We start from the raw sequence: 18,724 nt of genomic DNA on the forward strand, positions 1-18,724 counted from the left end.
CATTTGCGAAAGCAGATGGGGTTTTGTTTTGGGCGCGGGAAAAGCAGGCCGAGCCTCGACAAACAAGCCTCGACAAACAAGCCCCGACAAATTTGCACAGTTATTTCTGAACCAGACCACTAGAATAGGCACCTAACCTTTTTAGAGCCCGAGCCCTATTTATGCCCGATCCGGTTGATACCCCCGAGGTATCGGATTTACCACTGGACGACCTGGTGGCATGCCATGAGTGCGACTTGCTGATGCGCAAACCAGCGCTCGCCCTCGGCGAAAAAGCCCAATGCCCGCGTTGCGGTTACGAGCTGTACGCTCACCGCCACAATGTCGTTGAGCGAAGCCTCGCCTTGGTTATCGCGGCGTTGCTGCTGTATATCCCCGCGAACTTTTTGCCCATCATGCAGCTCAATCTACTGGGGCAGTCCTCGGAGGACACCGTGTGGAGTGGCGTCGTCGCCCTGTTCAATACGGGTATGCAAGGCGTTGCCGTCGTGGTCTTCCTGTGCAGCATGGGCATTCCCCTGCTCAAGCTGCTTTGCCAATTGGCGGTCCTGCTCAGCATTCGCTGGAACATCGGCCGCAGCTACGGGCTGCTGCTCTACCGTATCTACCACCACATGAAAGACTGGGGCATGTTGGAGGTCTACCTGATGGGTGTCCTGGTGGCGATCGTAAAGCTCGCCGACATGGCCTCCATCACCATCGGCCTGGGCCTGGTCTGTTTCGTCAGCCTATTAATGGTTCAGGTCCTGCTTGAGGTGGTGATGTCGCCGCACCAGATCTGGCAAGCACTGTCAGGAGAGGATGAACATGCGGGCGATTGATGCTGGCATTCTGATTTGTACCGAATGCCATGAGTTGAACAAGCAAGAGCCGGATACCGACGAGCAAACCTGCACCCGTTGCGGCGCGCTGGTCCATGCCCGACGTCCCAACAGCCTCACGCGGACCTGGGCATTGCTGATCACGGCGGCCATTCTGTATATCCCGGCCAACCTTTTGCCCATCATGACGATCAACTCTCTCGGTCAGGGTGCCCCCAGCACCATCATGGCCGGCGTGATTGAATTGGTGCAGCACGGCATGTTTCCCATCGCCGCCGTGGTGTTCATCGCCAGTATTCTGGTGCCGACGTTCAAGTTGGTGGGCATTGGTCTGCTACTGTTCTCGGTGCAGCGTCACCAACCGCTGTCCGCGCGGCAACGCATTGTGATGTACCGTTTTATCGAATTCATTGGCCGCTGGTCCATGTTGGATATTTTCGTGATCGCCATCCTGGTGGCGGTTGTAAACTTCGGGCGACTTGCCAGTGTCGAGGCCAATCTCGGCGCGGCGGCGTTCGCCAGTGTGGTGATCTTGACGATGCTTGCCGCAGTAACTTTTGATCCCCGACTGATTTGGGATAACACGGAGTCGGACGACGACCATGAGTGATTTGCCAAAAGCTAAAACCCGCCCGGCCTCCAACTGGTCGGCCATTTGGGTGCTACCCCTGATTGCCCTGATCATCGGCGGCTGGCTGGGATGGCGCGCCTATACCCAGCAGGGCATCGATATCCAGGTGCGCTTCGAAAGCGGCGAAGGTATCCAGGTCAACAAGACCGAAGTGGTCTACAAAGGCATGACCGTGGGCAAGGTCAAGGCCTTGGCCCTGGACGACGAAGGCAGTAATCGCGGGGTGATCGCCACCATCGAGATGAACAAGGACGTCGACCAGTACCTCAAGACCAACACGCGTTTCTGGCTGGTCAAACCCAGCGTCAGCCTGGCCGGCATCACCGGCCTGGAAACCCTGGTCTCAGGCAACTACATCGCCGCCAGCCCCGGCGATGGCGAACCCACGCGCAAGTTCAAGGCGCTCTCCGAAGAGCCGCCCTTGTCCGACGCCAAACCCGGCCTGCACCTGACCGTCAAGGCTGACCGCCTCGGCTCGCTCAACCGTGGCAGCCCGGTGTTCTACAAGCAGATCCAGGTCGGCCAGGTCAAAAGCTACCTGCTCTCCGAAGACCAGAGCACCGTTGAAATCAAGGTCTACATCGAACCGACCTACGCCAACCTGGTGCGTAAACACACGCGTTTCTGGAACGCCAGCGGCATCAGCATCGACGCCAACCTCTCCGGCGTGAAGGTGCGCAGCGAATCCCTCTCCAGCATCGTCGCTGGCGGCATCGCCTTCGCCACGCCAGAGAACCGCAAGGACAGCCCGCCGACGGACCCAAGCCTGCCCTTCCGCCTGTACGAAGATTTCGACGCCGCCGCAGCCGGCATCAAGGTCAAGGTCAAGCTCACCGATTTCGAAGGCCTGCAGGCTGGCCGCACGCCGGTGATGTACAAAGGCATCCAGGTTGGCAGCCTGAAAACCCTGAAGATCGACCCATCGCTGTCCAGCGCCAACGCCGAGCTGACCCTCGACCCGCTGGCCGAAGACTACCTGGTGCAGGACACCCAGTTCTGGGTGGTCAAGCCCTCGATCTCCCTGGCCGGTATCACCGGGCTTGAGGCCTTGGTCAAAGGCAACTACATCGCCATCCGCCCCGGCGACAAAGGCAGCGCCCCCCAGCGCGAATTCGTCGCCCGCGCCAAGGCGCCACCGCTGGACCTGCGCTCCCCGGGCCTGCACATGGTGTTGTTTACCGACAACCTCGGCTCGCTGGATGTCGGCAGCCCGATCCTCTATAAACAGGTCAAGGTCGGTTCGGTGCAGAGCTACCAGTTCTCGCGCAAGAACAAGCAACTGGTGATCGGCGTCCACATCGAGAAGGAATACGAAAACCTGGTCAACGGCTCCACGCGGTTCTGGAATGCCAGCGGCGTGACCCTGACCGGCGGCCTCACCGGCGGCATCCAGGTCAAGAGTGAATCCCTGGCCAGCCTGATGGCCGGCGGTATCGCCTTCGAAACCCCAGAGCCGAACGTACCGCTGAAGAAACGCATCCCACGCTTCCGTCTGTTCACCGACCGCGAGGCGGCCAATCAACACGGTACCCTGGTGACCATCAAGGTCGACCGCGCCGATGGCATGCGCCCGGGCACACCGGTACGCTTCAAAGGCCTGGATGTGGGCAAGATCGAAAGTGTCGATCTCAGCGCCGACATGCAGTCGGTGTTGCTCAGCGCACGCATTACCCAAGTCGCGGACCGTATCGCCCGCGTAGGCAGCCAGTTCTGGGTGGTCAAGCCTGAGCTGGGCCTGATGAAAACCTCGAACCTGGAAACCCTGGTCACCGGCCAATACATCGAAGTGCAGCCAGCGGTGAAAAACGCCGGCCCGCAAAAGAGCTTCGTCGCACTGGATGAGCCGCCGAAGGCCGTTCACCAGGAGGAAGGCCTGAGCCTGACCCTCAGCGCCGCACGCCGTGGCTCGCTGAAGGAAGGCGTCCCCGTGACCTACCGCGAAGTCACCGTGGGCAAAGTCACCGGCTATGAACTGGGCCAGACCGCCGACCGCGTGCTGATCCACATCCTCATCGAGCCCAAGTACGCACCGCTGGTACGCAGCGGCAGCCGTTTCTGGAACACCAGCGGCTTTGGTCTCGACTTCGGCCTGTTCAAAGGGGCGACGGTGCGTACCGAGTCCCTGGAAACCCTGGTCGCCGGTGGTATCGCCTTCGCCACGCCAGACGGCGAGCGCATGGGCAACGCCGCACTGGCGAAGCAAACGTTCCCGCTGTTCGACAAGTTTGAAGATGAGTGGCTGACCTGGGCGCCTAAAATTCCACTCGGCAAATAGACCGAGGCGCGGCCATCGCGGGCAAGCCCGGCTCCCACAGGGAAATGCATTTTCAGCAACACTGCATTCCAAATGTGGGAGCGGGCTTGTCCGCGAAGAGGCCCTCAAAGCCAACAAAAAAGGCCCCTGGACTCACACCCAGGGGCCTTTTTCATTTCAGTCCAAACACTCAGACCTCATCCAACTCCGGCTCATCCGCCTGCACATTCACCGTCGCCTTCACCCCATCGTGACGACGGATGTACTTCCAATCCGCCTCATCGATATAGATCCCATTCGGCCCGCTGCCGCCTTCCAGGTCAATCGCCACCTGGGCGGAAACCTGCGGCTTCACACTGGCCAGAATCGGCACAAAGCCCAGTTGCAGACTGGTTTCCAGCAACGCCGCCTGGTTCTTCTCATCGATGTCCGCCGCCTCATCGAGGTAGTACGGCAAACGCACACGCCCGGCCTGGTCGCGGTCCATCAGGTGCAGCAACAAATACATGTTGGTCAGCGCCTTGATCGTCATGGTAGTGCCGTTGGACGCCGCACCGTCGATGTCGGTGTGAATCACTGGCTGGCCGTGCACCTTGGTGATCTCGAACGCCAATTCGAACAGATCCTTGAGGCCCAACTGGTTATGGTTGGCGGCCACCAGGCGCGCCAGGTATTCCTTGGCCTCTTCGTTCTTGTTGTCCTGCTCGGCGCTCTGGCTCAGGTCGAACACCGACAGGGTTTCGCCTTCCTCATACTGACCGGCACTGTGGATGATCTGGTCGATATGCTTGAGGGCTTCCTTGTTCGGCGCCAGCACGATGCGGAAGCTTTGCAGGTTGGAGACCTGGCGTTTGTTGATCTCGCGGTTGAACAGCGCCAGTTGATGCTCAAGGCTGTCGTAGTCGCTGCGGATATTGCGCAAGGTCCGCGCAATATCGGTGACCGCCGCGCGTCGCGCCTTGCCCAGCGTCAGCGCTTCATCGGTACGGTGCGCGTACGCGTTGATCAGCAGTTGCAGGCGCCGCTCAACGTCATCCTCGCTGTCGAACTTGGCCACGCCCTTGAGGCGCACCTGGGCATACAGCGCCTCGATCTGCCCATCGGCGCGCAGCAAGCCTTGCCAGCTGTCCTGATAGTCATTGAGCAGCGGCAGCAGGTTATCCATGGAATCGTCGACCGGGTCCATGAACGGCGTGCCGAACGGCAAGTCGGCCGGCAACAACTGGCGACGGCGCAGCGCGTCATCCAGTGTGCGTTGCTTGGCTTCCATATCGCCGATCTGGCGTCCCACCAGTTGCAGCTTGGCCGACAGCTGCTGGACGCGCTCGGTAAACGCATCGCTGGAACGCTTCAACTCGTCCTGCGCCGCTTCCATCTGCGCGAGGTTTTCCAGCTTCTCGCCTTCTTCCGCGCTCAGTGTTTGCGTCCGGCGGAAGTCTTCCAGCGCCTTTTGCGCGTCCAGCACCTGCTGGTACAGCGCTTCGGTCTGGGTCTTGCTCGCCGTACGGTCAGACGCCACGGCCTGTTGGGTCTTGAGTTGCTTGAGTTCTTTTTCCAGACGCTCTTTCTGGTCGCGCAACGCGGCGCGATCCGCCAAGGCCTGCAACGCCGGCGGTTCGATGTGGGAGATGTCGATAGACAGCCCCGGCACTTCAAAACGCTCGCCCTTGAAGCCATCGAGGATCTGCTCCAGGGATTTGACCCACTGGCCTTCCTCGTCCAGCGTGATGCCATGCTCGCCCAGCGGCAGGCTGAACAACGAACTGTTGAACAGGCGCATCAGACGTTCGACATCCTGCTGTGAAAATTCTTCGCGCAGTTTGGCGTAGCTGTTGTTGTCCGCGTGGTCGAGCTGCTGCTTGACCGACTTCAGGCGTTTTTCCAGCTCGCGCAAGCGCTCATCCAAGTCCTCGGCGCTGAACTGCCGCGACTGCGCCAGGGCGCCGGCCAGTTCATCGTGAGCATCCTTGGCCGCCAGCAGTTGCTGCTCCAGCACCTTGACGTCATCCACCAGCGCAAAGCGATGCTTGAGCACCGACAGCTCGCCCAGCCAACGCTGGATGCCACTGATTTCCCGCTCCAGGCGCATCAGCTCCTGGGTGCCGCCGCGCTGGTCGTTCTGCAGCGCGTCCTGCTCGTTGCGATAGTGCTCGGCCTGGATGGTCAATTCTTCCTTGCGTGCACTGGCGTAGTCCGACCAGGTGCCGAGCAACGAATCCAGCAGTGGCGACAGGCGATGCAGCTTGCCGCGCAATACGTCGCGCAGGCGCACGCCATTGGCCAGTGCTTCAACCAGCGGGCCGGCGGCGACCAGCGAGTTGTAGTCTTGCTCCATGCGTCGCACGTCGCGGAAGGCTTCTTCGCACGCCGCGATGTAATCCACGCTGCCGGAACGCAGGCTGTGTTCGAAGGCATCGAGGAACAGTTGCTTGAGCTTGGCCGCGGTGATTTCGCGCATGTGCAGCAGGTTGATAAACAGTGCGCGGAAGGTCTTCAGGCTCTGCTCGCTGGTGGAGCGCAGCGGGATCAGCGTCAGGTCCAGCGGGATCGACGTGTGGCCGCCCACCAGCAAGCGGCGTAGTTCATCGGGCTTGAGCTCGTAGGCTTTCAGGCCTTCGCGCTCCAGGTTGGTGAACAGCTCTTTCTGACGCAGGCAGGTGTCGTTCTTCTGGTAGTGCGCCAGGTCCAGCTTGCCGGCGTAGGCAAAGAACTGGTGGCCGAAACCACCGCCCGGGCCGCGCCCGACCACGCCGATCACGTGCGGGCCGTGGGGCAGGGACACTTCGACGAGGATGTAGCTGGTGTCGGTGGCAAAGTAGAAACGCCGCGATTGTTCCAGGGTGTACTTGCCGAAACTCATGTCCGACATGCGCGCCAGGATCGGGAACTGCAAGGCGTTGATCGACGCGGATTTACCCAGGTTGTTCGCGCCATACACCGACAGCGGTTCTTCCAGCGGGAACAAACCCAGGCTGTAACCGGCGGTGTTCAATAGGGCGAAGCGGCGGATGCCGTAGCGTTCCTTGCTCATGCGTCGGTCTCCTGTTCTTCGGCAATGGCGCGGGCCAGGGCGTCTTCTTCGCTTTCTTCGGCGAAGTCGCTGAGGTCCAGCGGGTCATCGGTCTTCAGCAATTTTTCATCGCTGTCTTCGTCGATGATCACCGGCGCCGGCAGTGGCAACACGCTATGGACGCTGGCCGCGAGGTCACGGTCCTGCTGCACCGACAGGCACACGTCGAGGAAGCGGTGCATCGGCGGCAGGAAGCGATAGATACCGTTGTCTTCGCTGGCAAAACCCAGCTGGGTCATGCGGCGCATGATTTTTTCTTCGAGCTCTTCCTGGGTCTGCACTTCGGCCTGGATAAACAGGTCGCGGTACTTCTCCAGCAGCGACGGCAGCTCATCGCGGCCGAGGCTGCCACCGTCGAGCACGGCGATCGGGTCGCGGCCCTGGTCGGCCAGGTGCTCGACGATGATGAAGGTGAACAGCGCCAGGCGCTGCGCGGTCTTGTTCACCTGCGCGGCGGCCACGGCGGTGTCCGGCACGAAGTAATAGAAACCGCGTGTGTCGCACACCAGTTCAAAGCCCAGGGCCTTGAACAGCGTGCGGTACTGATCCTGGAAGTTCGACAGTTGCGCGTACAGCTCCGGGTCGCGACGGCTGACGTGGTAACCCTTGAACAGCTCGCGAAAGATCGGCGCCAGCTGGGACAGTTCGGATAGATCAAGATGCATGAGGGATGCTCGCAGAATTCTCGGGCGCGTCAGGCGTCACCGGGAGCAGGGCGAAGGAGCGCAGGCTGACCTGGTGCTCGGTGGTGTGATAGTCGCGGCGTTCCAGGCGTTCGCGCTTGAAGCGTTTTTCGCGGGACAGCCGGGAGAACCAGTACAGCAATTCGTCGGTGGCGCCGTCCGGTTCCTGCTCCAGCAGCCACGTCATCAGGTCCGGCATCGGCAGCGCGTCTTCGCAGCGTTCGAGCATTTCCTTGACGGTGCGCGGTGCACGCTGGGCTTCGCCCTTGTGGGATTTGTGCGCCTTGGGGAATTTTGCCGGTTTCGGCTCGAAGTTCGCCAAGGCGTACACATAGGCTTCCACCTGGCTGGCACTGCCGAGAAAGGTGCTTTGCGGACGGGTAAACATCGGCATCGCGGCCTGTGGCACCGCGTCCAGGCCTTTGCGGCGGATCGCCGACAGGGCCAGCGCCGCGCCACGGGTTACGGCGTTGTGCCGGCGCGCTTCTTCGCGCAGCGGCAACAGCAGTTCGCGGGCGTGGCGCAAGGTCAGCTGGGCGCTGGTCTGCATTTCGAGGATGCGCGCGTGGGTGCGCAGCAGCATGTCGTCGTCCACCAGGTGGCCGAGGCGCTGTTGCTCGGTGAGCAGGCGCAGCAGCACGTTTTCCACTTTGCGCACGCCTTGCTCGAAGGCGCCATCGGCGTTCACCAACTGGATCATCGGTTCGACGTATTCGTCCCAGGTCGCCAGGACCTCGGCATACCGCTGGCGCAACGGAATCTGCCGGTCGCTGGTCTTGGCGCGGTCGGCCACGGCAGCGAGGGCCTGTTCATCGTTGGCGAGTTTTTTCAGCACGTCCCGCACGCGCATATCCAGCAAGCGCAGTTGGCGGGCCAGGTCGTGGCCATCACGGATGTCGAAAGCGTCCTGGATATATCCGGCTAGGCGCTCAAGGTGGCGCAGGTAGGCTTCGATTTCCAGGCACAGGCCAAGCCGGTGCTCCTTGCGAAGATAGGCCAGGAAGTCATGGATCTGTGCGTTGAGCTCGAAACGGTTCGGGCTCTTGGCGACAGGCACCAGGATGTCCAGGCGAATCCACACGTCCAACAGGCTGGTGATGTCCTGTGGCGTGCTGTCCAGTTGTTGGGCGGCCAGTTGTGCGCGCAGCTCGGCAAGGCTCAGGGTGCCTTGGTCGAAGTGTTCGCACAGTGGCTCAAGCAGTGCCCAGTGTTCGGCGAGGGCGCGTAGGACGCGCTTGGGTTCGATCATGGGAATGGCCGGCTGGTTGGCGATGAAAAGTCGCGATTGTACTGCATCAGACGGGGGATTTATCCACAGCCGGTCAGTACGCAGTGGGCGATTGTTGCCGAACAACGGTAGAATCCCCGCTCTTTACTTATCCACAAGTGGCCGAGCTGTGCTTATCGAGTCCCGACGTCGCGCTTACTTGACCGCCATGCAGGTGGTCAACTGGCTGCCCCGCACCGAACTGCCGTTTGCCGCACCCTCGCGGCCCGAGTTGTTGCAGGTGCCTGAGCCTTATGAGGCGTTCGAGTCGTCGGGCGAGGAAGCCGCCGCGCCGGTGGCCGTGATCAAGCCTGACGCGCCGGTACGCCCTGTTGTAGAGCGGGCCAAGGTCGAAGTGCCGCGCCCGTCGCCGGTGACCAAGGCGGCCAAGGTCGCCGAAGAGGCAGCGCCGGTGGCCAAGGCGCCGGTGGTGCCGCCACCGCGTTTTGCCCTGCAATTGCTGCGGGCCGGGCGCTGCCTGCTGCTGGTGGAGTTGCCCACCGGCGAACGTTTCCAGACCCGCGACCCGGCCTACATGTTGCTCAAGGACATGCTGCGCGCCGCCGGCCTGCCCGACAGCCCGCAGATCGTCGGCGACCCGGTGCGCTGGCCGTTGCTGGTGCGCGGCAACATGGACCAGGGCCCGGACGCCGCGCGGGATTTTGTGCAAGGTTTTGTGTCTGCGCGTTTGGAAGATGAGCCCTGCGTGTGCCTGTGGCTGATCGGCCTGCCCGCCGTGCGTTTTGCCGGCGAAGCCAATGCCGAAGCCTGGTACCGCGAGCTGCAGGTCGAAGGCCTGGGCTCGGTATGGGCCCTGCCGGGCCTGGAATTATTAATGGAAGAGCCACAGCGTAAGGCTGATGTCTGGCAAGCCATGCGCCGGCTGATGGCGCGCTGGAAAACAACCGATGAGTGAGGCTTTAACCTTCCGCCCGATGACCGAGGCCGACCTCGACGCCGTGCTGAAAATCGAATACGCGGCGTTCAGCCACCCCTGGACCCGTGGGATTTTTCTCGACGGGCTGGGCAAGTACCAGATCTGGCTGATGTTCGAAGGTGAGCAGCAGGTGGGGCATGGTGTGGTGCAGATCATCCTCGATGAGGCGCATTTGCTGAACATTACCGTCAAGCCGGAAAACCAGGGGCGTGGCCTCGGGTTGGCGTTGTTGGAGCACCTGATGTCCAGGGCGTATGCGGCCAGTGCGCGGGAGTGCTTTCTGGAAGTGCGTGACAGCAATACTGGCGCGTTCCGCTTGTATGAGCGCTATGGCTTCAACGAGATTGGCCGCCGCCGCGATTACTACCCCGCCGTGGGTGGCCGTGAAGACGCGGTCGTGATGGCCTGCACCCTGGTCGACTAAACGATGACCCCTGTGGGAGCTGGCTTGCCTGCGATAGCATCAACTCGGTGGGACAGAAAAACCGAGTCGCCTGCATCGCAGGCAAGCCAGCTCCCACACAAGCCAGCGTCACAATGAGTTGTGCAGTGTGTCAGCGGTTGCCGTCCACTGGATCAAGATCAGCCAATTCGGCCTCATCCAACCCATTCCCGCCGCCAATCTCATCTTCATCGACAATGCTCAGGTCATAATCCGCCGCGTCATCGTCCCCTTCCTCCAGCGCATCCCGGGCCCCGCTCTCTGGGGTCAGCGCTTCCGGGGTCAATTCATCACCGCGCTGCGCACTCGGTGTCTCCTTGTCAAAATCCAGCTCGCGCATCGAGCCCATGCGGTCTTCATTGTCATCAATGGGTTCCGGCTGCGTAGCGCCGTAGGGACGTCGTGATTCAGTCATGGCCAATCCTCATACTGTGGGGCTTATAGTGTGTGGACAGGCATCGCGCCCCAAAGATTCAAGCTAATTCGCGCCAAGCGTGACCTGGACGAAGGGATGTCAGTCACAAACCTGCGCATCATTCCTGAGGCTTTCCCTGATGAACGAACTACAAGACCTGCTTGATAACAACGAACGCTGGGCGGATGCGATCAAACAGGAAGATCCCGAATTCTTCGCCAAGCTGGCCCGCCAGCAAACCCCCGAGTACCTGTGGATCGGCTGTTCCGACGCCCGCGTACCGGCCAACGAGATCGTCGGCATGCTGCCGGGCGACCTGTTCGTGCACCGCAACGTGGCCAACGTGGTGCTGCACACCGACTTGAACTGCCTGTCGGTCATCCAGTACGCGGTGGACGTGCTCAAGGTCAAACACATCCTCGTCACCGGCCACTATGGCTGCGGCGGTGTGCGCGCCTCGATGCAGGACCGCCAGTTCGGCCTGATCGACGGCTGGCTGCGTACCATCCGTGACCTCTACTACGAAAACCGTGACGTGCTGGCGCAGTTGCCGACCGAAGAAGAGCGCGTCGACCGTATGTGCGAGTTGAACGTGATTCAACAGGTGGCGAACGTCGGTCACACCAGCATTGTGCAAAACGCTTGGCACCGTGGGCAGAGCCTGTCGATCCATGGCTGCATCTATGGCATCAAGGATGGCCGCTGGAAGAGCTTGAACACCACCATCAGTGGCTTCGAGCAGTTGCCGCCGCAGTATCGCCTGCGCCCGTTGGGTGAAGCTTAAGACTGCTTGCGGTCGCGCCATTTGGCCATGAAGGTCTGGCCTTCGGCGTTCAGCGGCTCCTTGCGGCCGGGAATCCAGCCGCGGGAATTGAGCTCGCCGCATTGGCAGGCAAATTGTCGGTACAGCATCTCTTCAGTGTTGGCGTAGTCAATGGTCAACGGGGCGCCAGCGTGGATTTCATGCAGGGTCCAGACTTCCAGGTAATGCAGGTCGAGAAATACATTCGGCTTGCATGAATGGGCGAACAGCCCGCAAAACCAACAGTCGTACAGGTGGATGCGGGACGACAGTTGCAGCGTGTGCTGGCGTCGTTCGCTCAGGGCGTAGCCGGAGATATTGGCGATGCACACGCGGCTGTCAAGCGTGACCCGCGTCTTGATCGCGCTGCCCACACCATCGGCGGCGTGCACCACTTCAAAATGTTGTGTGGAAGGGTAGCCCTTGCCGAGTTGGGGCTTGAATGGGTAAAGGCAGTCACTTGCAGCCGTTTTAGCCTTATCCATGGCCTGAGTTTTCATAACTCTCCTTGGTTTGGCTGCATGGACCTGCGGGTGGTGGCTGACTACCAGTCTTGCAGCGGATGGGCGCGGCTCAAGACTTACTGAAGTTGGATCCGATTGCTACTGTCAACTCTGACAGTAGCAATCGGTTTTTTGGTGCGGACTACAGCGCTGGAGCACTGGCAGAGGGCGCTGGGGCGGGGACCTTGAGCTGCTTGAGTTGAGCCTTGATCGCCGGCGTGGCGCACAGGGCGTTGGCTTTTTCTGCGGAAAACTCGCGCACCGAGGTGTAGAACAATTCACACGTCTGCTCCTTGCGCGTGACCTGCCAGGTGTTCATGCAGGCCTTGAGCAGCACATTCGGGTCGCTCGCCGGCTTCTGCCCCATCCCGGCCTGCCAGCAGGCGGCGCTCAAATCCTGACCCATGACCTTCAATCCGACCTCGTCGGCCTTCTGTTCGTTGCCCTCATAAGTTGCGGGATCGGCGGCATACCAGATGTAACTCGGGTGGTTGGCGCCCAGTACTGACACGGTCTTGCCGGCAACCGGGCTGATTTGCGCCAGGCCCAGTACGCCCACGGTCTGGCCGTACTGCTGCTTGACCCAATTGCGCACCGGCGCGCCGAACGCCACCATCGGCAGCGAGCCTTTGGGGTGAAGGCTCAGTTCTTCGACCATGCGTGTCTGGTAGTCGGTGAAGTAGCTGTAGACATTCTGCAGGTCCGCGCCCGCGCTGGCCGGTGCAGCGATGGGCGCAATATCGATGATGGTCTGGTACGCCGGGGTTTCGGTGGCCGGGATACCGTTGTCAGTGAGCAGCGCGGCCCAGCGGTCGGTGGTTTTCGATTCCAGGTAATCCTGGGCCTGGGTCAGCGAATAATCCGGTGGGAAGTGCAGCAACTCGACGCTCTTGCGGTTTTCCAGGGCCATCCCCAGTGGCAGGAACAAGTACCAGTTGTAGGCCCACTTGCCGTCACGGTTGAGCCGGCTGGCGCCTTGGTAAGCCAGGTCGGCGGTGGCGAGCAAGGCCGTCAGGGGCTGGCCGTAACTGTCGGGCACGCCGGTGAAGGTCGCGGCAACCTGCCCGTCGTGGGTCTTCACGCTGACTTTGGCGCGGCTGTAGCCATCCCGTTGCAGGCTCTGGGTCAGATAATGCTCGGCCGTCTGCTCCAGCGACCAGGGCCGAAAGCAGATCACGTTGCAGTTATTGGGGAAGGCGAACAACTGGGTGACACGTTGCGTGCTGCCCAGTGGTACTTCGACGTCAGCCTGCACGAGCGCACTGGCCATCAGTGCGGCCAGGGTGAAGGACAACCCGGTCGGTTTATACATAGTTGATTCCTAGTCAGCGAAAGCCCACCTCCACACAGTAGCGGCTGACCAGGCATCACGCGTGTCAAATCGCCGGGCGTGTCGCTATTGGATAAGAAAACCTACCCCTCGAACTGCAAGGCATTGCTCAGGTCACCCATGGGCTTCTGGCCACGGGCGATCATCGCGTCATCGCGCTGCTTGAGGCCGTCGAGGGTTTCCAGTTGGAACACGCGGGTGATCAAGCGCAGGATCGACGCCGTGTCGTACACCGTGTGGTCCACCGTGCCCTTGCGCGCAAACGGCGACACCACCAGCGCCGGAATCCGTGTACCAGGGCCCCAGCGGTCGCCCTTGGGCGGCGCGACGTGGTCCCACCAGCCGCCGTTTTCATCGACGGTGACCACCACCACCATGTTTTTCCACTGCGGGCTTTCTTGCAGCACCTTCAAGGCGCGGGCGATATGGCGGTCACCCGAGGCCACATCGGCGTAACCGGCGTGCATGTTCAGGTTGCCCTGGGGCTTGTAGAAACTCACCGCAGGCAACTTGCCGGCCTGGGCATCGGCGAAGAACTTATTGGTGCTCGACTCATCGCCCAAACCGCCATCACGCAGGCGCTTGTCCCGCTCGGCACGGTTCTGCGGCCCCTGCTGTTTGAAATAGTTGAACGGCTGGTGGTGATATTGGAAGTTCGGAATCTTCGGGATACCGCCCGAGTCCTTGAACTGGTCCAGCGTCGCTTGCCAGGCGCCGGCGTACCAGGCCCAGTCGATGTTCTTCTTCGACAGCTTGTCGCCGATATGCTCGTGGGTTTGTGGCACCAGTACGTTGGGCAGGTCGGGTTTGGAGTAATCCGGGTTTTCCAGGTCGCGGATCCAGGTCGGCCAGTAGGGCGGCGCCAGGGTGTTCACACCAAAACCGTCCGGGGTCAGCGCGCTGGGGCCGAACTGCGGCGCGCCGGTCATGGCACTGGCCGGGGATTTGTCCAGGGGTTTCAGGCGCGTGTCGCTCGGGTCATCGCTTTGCAGCGTGGCAATCTGCGCCTTGGCCACGGACTGCGCGGCATTCGGATAAAACGGCGCGGTGGCGCTGATCAGGTACTGGTGGTTGAGGAACGAGCCACCAAAGGCGCCCTGGAAGAAGTTGTCGCAGAGCACAAACTCCTTGGCCACGTCCCACAGGCGCAGGGAATAACGGCTCTGGGCGTAATAACCCATCACCAGGCCACCGGAATCGCCCCACGCGACAAAGTTATCGTTCTTGCCGCCGTTGATCTGCATCTGGTTCTGGTAGAACACGTGCCACAGGTCGCGGGTGACCAGGCTCAGAGGCAGGTCCTCGGCGTTCGGGCCCTTGAGGGCGAACGGCGCGTTGGGCAGGTTTTGCTGGAATTGCACTTCGCTGGGATACGTCACCCCGTCCACGCTTTGCGGCCCGACTTGCAACACGCCGCCCCAGGCCGGGGGCAGGGTGGTCAGCAGGCTGCCGTCGCGGTCGCGTTGCTGGGCGTCGGTTGGGTTGAGGGCCGACAGCGGTTTCTCCACGCCGGGGAAGTCCGCAAACAGGTTGTTGAAGCTGCGGTTCTCGGCATAGATCACCACCACGGTTTTCACCTGGTCGTGCAGGGCCTTGTCCAGCTCCTGGGACGTAAGCGGGCGCGCCACCGGTTTGCTGCCCGGTGCTTCATTCGTGTTGCCGCAAGCACTCAAGGTCGCCCCAACCCCCAGCACCGCCGCGCCTCCCAGGAAGCGCCGGCGGCTGCTGTCTACTGGCGGTTGGGCGGCGGAATCGGCGGAAGGGCGGTCTGCGTGCTCATCGGTCATTGCGGGGAGTCCCTGGCGAGATGTTGCAAGATATTTCGCAGGACGGTAGCAATGCAATGTGACGGAACGAAGACAGGGGGTGATGAGCGGAACGTGTCACCCTGCAACCTGCGCTGCTAGACTGGCCCGATAATGGATGTCACTGAGGTGAACCGTGAAACCGTCAATTGCCCTTGATCTACAACGAGCAGCCGTCAGAGAGGTGGTTGGCCGTTTTCGTATTTCAAATCCAAGAGTATTTGGGTCTGTTCTGCTGGGTACAGACGAAGAGGGTAGCGATCTTGACCTATTGGTCGACGCCCCGCCGGGAACGACTCTTTTTGACCTTGGTGGACTTCAGGTCGAGCTTGAAGATCTGTTGGGGGTCAATGTGGACTTATTGACGCCTGCCGACTTGCCTTCGAAATTTCGCGCGAAAGTGTTGGCTGAGGCACAACCGGTATGACAGCGAGTCGCCTTGGAGATTATCTGGATCACATCAGGCAGGCGGCCAGTGATGCGATCAGCTTTGTTGAAGGCTTGAGCAAAGAAGAGTTTCAGGAAGATAGGCGTACTCAACAAGCGGTAGTCATGAGCCTGATCATCATTGGCGAGGCATCAACCAAGATCATGGACCAGAACCCGGATTTCACTGCGGCTCATGCTCAGATCCCTTGGCGTAGCATGCGAGGAATGCGCAACCGAATTGCCCACGGCTACTTCGATATCAACCTTGATGTGGTTTGGGACACCATTCAGAGCGCATTACCCGATTTACTGAAGCTTCTTCCTATGGTTTCTGAGTGACTGCACCTGTTGCAACAACAGGTGCGGTCAGCTGCGATTAAGGCATCACCGGCGGCAAATACTTCAACGTCGTCCCCAACGCCCACAGCAGAAACAACACCAACGGCGTATGCACCAGCAACTGCACAAACGAAAACCCGATCAGATCCCGCGCCTTCAACCCCAGCACGCCCAATAGCGGCAGCATATAGAACGGGTTGATCAGGTTCGGCAGCGCTTCGGCCGCGTTGTAGATCTGCACCGCCCAGCCCCGGTGATATTGCAGGTCATTGGCCACCTGCATCACATACGGCGCTTCGATGATCCACTTGCCACCGCCCGATGGAATAAAGAAGCCCAGCACCGCCGAATAAACGCCCATCAGCAGCGCGTAGGTGTCATGGGAGGCGATCGACGTAAAGAACGTGGAGATGTGGTGCGCCAGGGTCTGGCCATCGCCGCCCTTGACCACGGTCATCAGCGCCGCAATCGAGCCGTACAGCGGGAACTGGATCAGCACGCCGGTGGTGGTCGGCACTGCCCGCGCCACCGCATCGAGGAAACTGCGCGGGCGCCAGTGCAGCAGGGCACCGACCATGATGAACAGAAAGTTATAGGTGTTCAGTCCCGAAATCGCGCTGATCGCCGGTTTGGTCGAGAACTCATGGAACAGCCAACCCGCCGCCAGCAGCGCCAGCAGGATGGTCAGCAACGGGCTGTGTTCCAGCCATTCGCCAGGGCGTGTCGGCGCTTGCAGCTTGGGCAGGTTGAACGCCGGGTCAACGCCACAGGCCTTGGCATCCCGCGCGCTGTTCGGGCCTGGCGCGGTGGCGTAGGCGATGATCAGCGACACCACGATCAGCGCCAGCAACAGCACGCCGGATTGCCACAGGAAGATCGTGTCGGTGAACGGGATCACCCCGGTGATCGACAGGATCGACGGCGGCAAACTCGCCGGGTTGGCTTGCAACTGCGCCGCCGATGACGACAGCCCCAACGCCCACACGGCACCCAGGCCCAAGTAAGCCGCGGCGCCGGCTGCGCGGTAATCCATGCGCAAATCCGTACGCCGCGCCAGCGCCCGCACCAGCAAGCCGCCGAACACCAGGGACAAACCCCAGTTCAACAGGGACGCCACCATGGAGATCAACGCCACCCAGGCCACGGCCGAGCGGCCGTTCTTCGGGATACGCGCCAGCCGGTCAATCAGCTTCACCGCCGGCGGCGAGCTGGCCACCACATACCCACCGATCACCACAAACGCCATCTGCATGGTGAACGGGATCAGGCTCCAGAACCCATCGCCAAAGGCCTTGGCCGCCTCGGTCGGGGCAGCGCCCATGCCCAGGGTCGCTACCGCGACAATGATCACGGCGAGGGCGGCAAACACCCAAGAATCGGGAAACCAGCGTTCGGCGAAGTTGGAGCAGCGCAGGGCAAAGCGGGCATAGCGGCTTTCTTCGATAGCATCGGCCACGAGTCATTCCTCTTGTATTTATTATGGGGCAGGCAATTTTTCGGCATGTTCCGCTACGGCCATTGATATGGGAATGCAGTTATCTTCATCGATCCATGAGGAAAACAAATATATCTGCGGCGATTGCCATCATCCGATCCAGCTCATAACCTGCACGCCATTTTGTCTGTCTGCCGAGCCTTCACATGACTGCCACCCTTGCCCCCCAGGCGCAGCGCTTTTCCCGCTCCGACTACAAAACCCTGGGCCTGGCCGCCCTGGGCGGGGCCTTGGAAATCTACGACTTCATCATCTTCGTGTTCTTTGCGCTGACCTTGAGCCAACTGTTTTTCCCCCCGGAAATGCCCGAGTGGCTGCGCCTGCTGCAAAGCTTCGGCATCTTCGTCACCGGCTACCTGGCGCGCCCGTTGGGCGGCATCCTGATGGCGCACTTCGCCGACCACCTGGGACGCAAGCGCGTTTTCAGCCTGAGCATCCTGATGATGGCGCTGCCGTGCTTGCTGATTGGCATCATGCCGACCTACGCGCAAATCGGTTATTTCGCACCGCTGATCTTGCTGTTTCTGCGCGTGCTGCAAGGCGCCGCCGTCGGTGGCGAAGTGCCCAGTGCCTGGACCTTCGTCGCCGAACACGCACCGGTTCATCACCGTGGCTACGCGTTGGGTTTCCTGCAAGCCGGCCTGACCTTCGGCTACCTGCTGGGTGCGCTCACCGCCACGCTGCTGGCGCAAATCTTCACGGCTGCCGAGATCCTCGACTACGCCTGGCGTTTCCCCTTCCTGCTCGGCGGTGTGTTCGGCGTAATCGGCGTGTGGCTGCGCCGCTGGCTCAGCGAAACCCCAGTGTTCCTCGAAATGCAGGCCCGCCGCCAAGCCGCCGCCGAACTGCCACTGCGCACCATACTGCGCGACCACCGCGCCGTGCTGCTGCCGGCGATGATCCTCACCTGCGTACTCACCTCCGCCGTCGTAGTGCTGGTGGTCATCACCCCGACCATGATGCAAAAAACCTTCGGCATGAGCCCCAGCCACACCTTCGCCTTGAGCGCCCTGGGCATCGTCTTCCTCAACATCGGCTGCGTCCTTGCCGGCCTGTTGGTGGACCGCATCGGCGCCTGGCGCGCGGTACTGGTCTACAGCCTGCTGTTGCCGGTGGGAATTGCGCTGCTGTACGCCAGCCTGATCAACGGCGGCCTCTGGCTCGGCGCGGCGTATGCCTTGGCGGGCCTGAGCTGTGGCGTAGTGGGCGCGGTGCCGTCGGTGATGGTCGGGCTGTTCCCGGCACCGGTGCGGGTGTCGGGGATTTCCTTTACCTACAACATTGCCTACGCGCTGTGGGCGAGTACCACGCCACTGTTGTTGATTGCGTTGATGCCGACGAGCCCGTGGATTTGCGTGGGGTATTGCGTGGTGATGGGGGCAGTGGGGGCGGGGTGTGTGGCGTTGTTTGGCAAGCGCCATCCGTTGGATGCGGTTACAAAAGACGCCTAGGGCCATCAATTGACGGGTATTTGCGGCCACTCCTATAGTCAGGCCCACTT

At 61.3% G+C, this 18,724-nt stretch carries 17 protein-coding genes; 9 read left to right on the plus strand and 8 right to left on the minus strand.

What is annotated here, in order from left to right:
• The first annotated feature begins 161 nt into the window (after positions 1-161).
• The 3 genes from B348_RS0116150 to B348_RS0116160 are packed head-to-tail and all read left to right on the plus strand — an operon-like array spanning position 162 to position 3,727.
• Positions 162-821, plus strand: a complete 660-nt coding sequence (locus B348_RS0116150) for a paraquat-inducible protein A (protein ID WP_026136821.1) — start codon at positions 162-164, stop codon at positions 819-821.
• On the plus strand, positions 808-1,431 hold the full coding sequence (locus tag B348_RS0116155) for a paraquat-inducible protein A (RefSeq protein ID WP_017737113.1): 624 nt from the start codon (positions 808-810) through the stop codon (positions 1,429-1,431). The genes B348_RS0116150 and B348_RS0116155 overlap by 14 nt, the downstream gene beginning before the upstream one ends.
• Positions 1,424-3,727, plus strand: coding sequence for a PqiB family protein (locus B348_RS0116160; RefSeq protein WP_017737114.1), 2,304 nt, complete (start codon positions 1,424-1,426; stop codon positions 3,725-3,727). The genes B348_RS0116155 and B348_RS0116160 overlap by 8 nt, the downstream gene beginning before the upstream one ends.
• A 169-nt stretch (positions 3,728-3,896) precedes the next feature.
• On the opposite strand, the gene mksF is transcribed toward B348_RS0116160, so the two are convergent.
• Genes mksF through mksB form a run of 3 tightly spaced genes read right to left on the minus strand, consistent with a single transcriptional unit; the run spans position 3,897 to position 8,708 of the window.
• Complete coding sequence (gene mksF, locus B348_RS0116165; protein ID WP_017737115.1) at positions 3,897-6,737, minus strand: Mks condensin complex protein MksF; 2,841 nt, start codon at positions 6,735-6,737, stop codon at positions 3,897-3,899.
• Complete coding sequence (mksE, locus tag B348_RS0116170; RefSeq protein ID WP_017529960.1) at positions 6,734-7,441, minus strand: Mks condensin complex protein MksE; 708 nt, start codon at positions 7,439-7,441, stop codon at positions 6,734-6,736. The genes mksF and mksE overlap by 4 nt, the downstream gene beginning before the upstream one ends.
• Positions 7,431-8,708, minus strand: coding sequence for an Mks condensin complex protein MksB (mksB, locus tag B348_RS0116175; RefSeq protein ID WP_017737116.1), 1,278 nt, complete (start codon positions 8,706-8,708; stop codon positions 7,431-7,433). The genes mksE and mksB overlap by 11 nt, the downstream gene beginning before the upstream one ends.
• A gap of 187 nt (positions 8,709-8,895) precedes the next feature.
• Here mksB and B348_RS0116180 point away from each other — a divergent pair, with 187 nt between their 5' ends.
• Together B348_RS0116180 and rimI are read left to right on the plus strand one after the other, a co-directional pair.
• Positions 8,896-9,642, plus strand: coding sequence for a hypothetical protein (locus B348_RS0116180; protein WP_017737117.1), 747 nt, complete (start codon positions 8,896-8,898; stop codon positions 9,640-9,642).
• Positions 9,635-10,087 (plus strand): ribosomal protein S18-alanine N-acetyltransferase, encoded by a 453-nt coding sequence (rimI, locus tag B348_RS0116185; protein ID WP_017737118.1) that lies wholly within the window; start codon positions 9,635-9,637, stop codon positions 10,085-10,087. The genes B348_RS0116180 and rimI overlap by 8 nt, the downstream gene beginning before the upstream one ends.
• Positions 10,088-10,217: 130 nt before the next feature.
• Here rimI and B348_RS0116190 read toward each other — a convergent pair whose 3' ends face one another.
• Entirely contained in the window at positions 10,218-10,520 is a 303-nt protein-coding gene (locus tag B348_RS0116190) for a hypothetical protein (protein WP_026136823.1), read from the minus strand.
• 139 nt (positions 10,521-10,659) lie between these two features.
• Here B348_RS0116190 and can point away from each other — a divergent pair, with 139 nt between their 5' ends.
• On the plus strand, positions 10,660-11,304 hold the full coding sequence (gene can / locus B348_RS0116195; RefSeq protein ID WP_003188288.1) for a carbonate dehydratase: 645 nt from the start codon (positions 10,660-10,662) through the stop codon (positions 11,302-11,304).
• On the opposite strand, the gene B348_RS0116200 is transcribed toward can, so the two are convergent.
• From B348_RS0116200 to acpA, 3 genes are all read right to left on the minus strand, one after another.
• Positions 11,301-11,822 carry a hypothetical protein gene (locus tag B348_RS0116200; protein WP_017737120.1) on the minus strand — a complete coding sequence of 174 codons (522 nt, stop codon included), beginning with the start codon at positions 11,820-11,822 and terminating at the stop codon, positions 11,301-11,303. The genes can and B348_RS0116200 overlap by 4 nt on opposite strands.
• 145 nt (positions 11,823-11,967) lie before the next feature.
• Positions 11,968-13,137, minus strand: coding sequence for a hypothetical protein (locus tag B348_RS0116205; RefSeq protein ID WP_017737121.1), 1,170 nt, complete (start codon positions 13,135-13,137; stop codon positions 11,968-11,970).
• 101 nt (positions 13,138-13,238) lie between these two features.
• Positions 13,239-14,942, minus strand: a complete 1,704-nt coding sequence (acpA, locus tag B348_RS0116210) for an acid phosphatase (RefSeq protein WP_017737122.1) — start codon at positions 14,940-14,942, stop codon at positions 13,239-13,241.
• A 154-nt stretch (positions 14,943-15,096) separates the two neighbouring features.
• Here acpA and B348_RS0116215 point away from each other — a divergent pair, with 154 nt between their 5' ends.
• Together B348_RS0116215 and B348_RS0116220 are read left to right on the plus strand one after the other, a co-directional pair.
• Positions 15,097-15,387 (plus strand): nucleotidyltransferase family protein, encoded by a 291-nt coding sequence (locus B348_RS0116215; protein ID WP_081609250.1) that lies wholly within the window; start codon positions 15,097-15,099, stop codon positions 15,385-15,387.
• A complete protein-coding gene (locus B348_RS0116220; RefSeq protein WP_017737124.1) occupies positions 15,384-15,728 on the plus strand; it encodes a DUF86 domain-containing protein in 345 nt (114 codons plus the stop codon). The genes B348_RS0116215 and B348_RS0116220 overlap by 4 nt, the downstream gene beginning before the upstream one ends.
• 37 nt (positions 15,729-15,765) lie before the next feature.
• Here B348_RS0116220 and B348_RS0116225 read toward each other — a convergent pair whose 3' ends face one another.
• Complete coding sequence (locus tag B348_RS0116225) at positions 15,766-17,184, minus strand: short-chain fatty acid transporter (protein WP_017737125.1); 1,419 nt, start codon at positions 17,182-17,184, stop codon at positions 15,766-15,768.
• Positions 17,185-17,369: 185 nt separating this feature from the next.
• On the opposite strand from B348_RS0116225, the gene B348_RS0116230 reads away from it, so the two are divergent.
• Positions 17,370-18,674: an MFS transporter gene (locus B348_RS0116230; protein ID WP_017737126.1), complete on the plus strand. Its 1,305-nt coding sequence runs from the start codon at positions 17,370-17,372 to the stop codon at positions 18,672-18,674.
• Positions 18,675-18,724 lie beyond the last annotated feature (50 nt).

The organism is Pseudomonas sp. CBZ-4, assembly GCF_000346755.1.
Lineage (GTDB): Bacteria > Pseudomonadota > Gammaproteobacteria > Pseudomonadales > Pseudomonadaceae > Aquipseudomonas.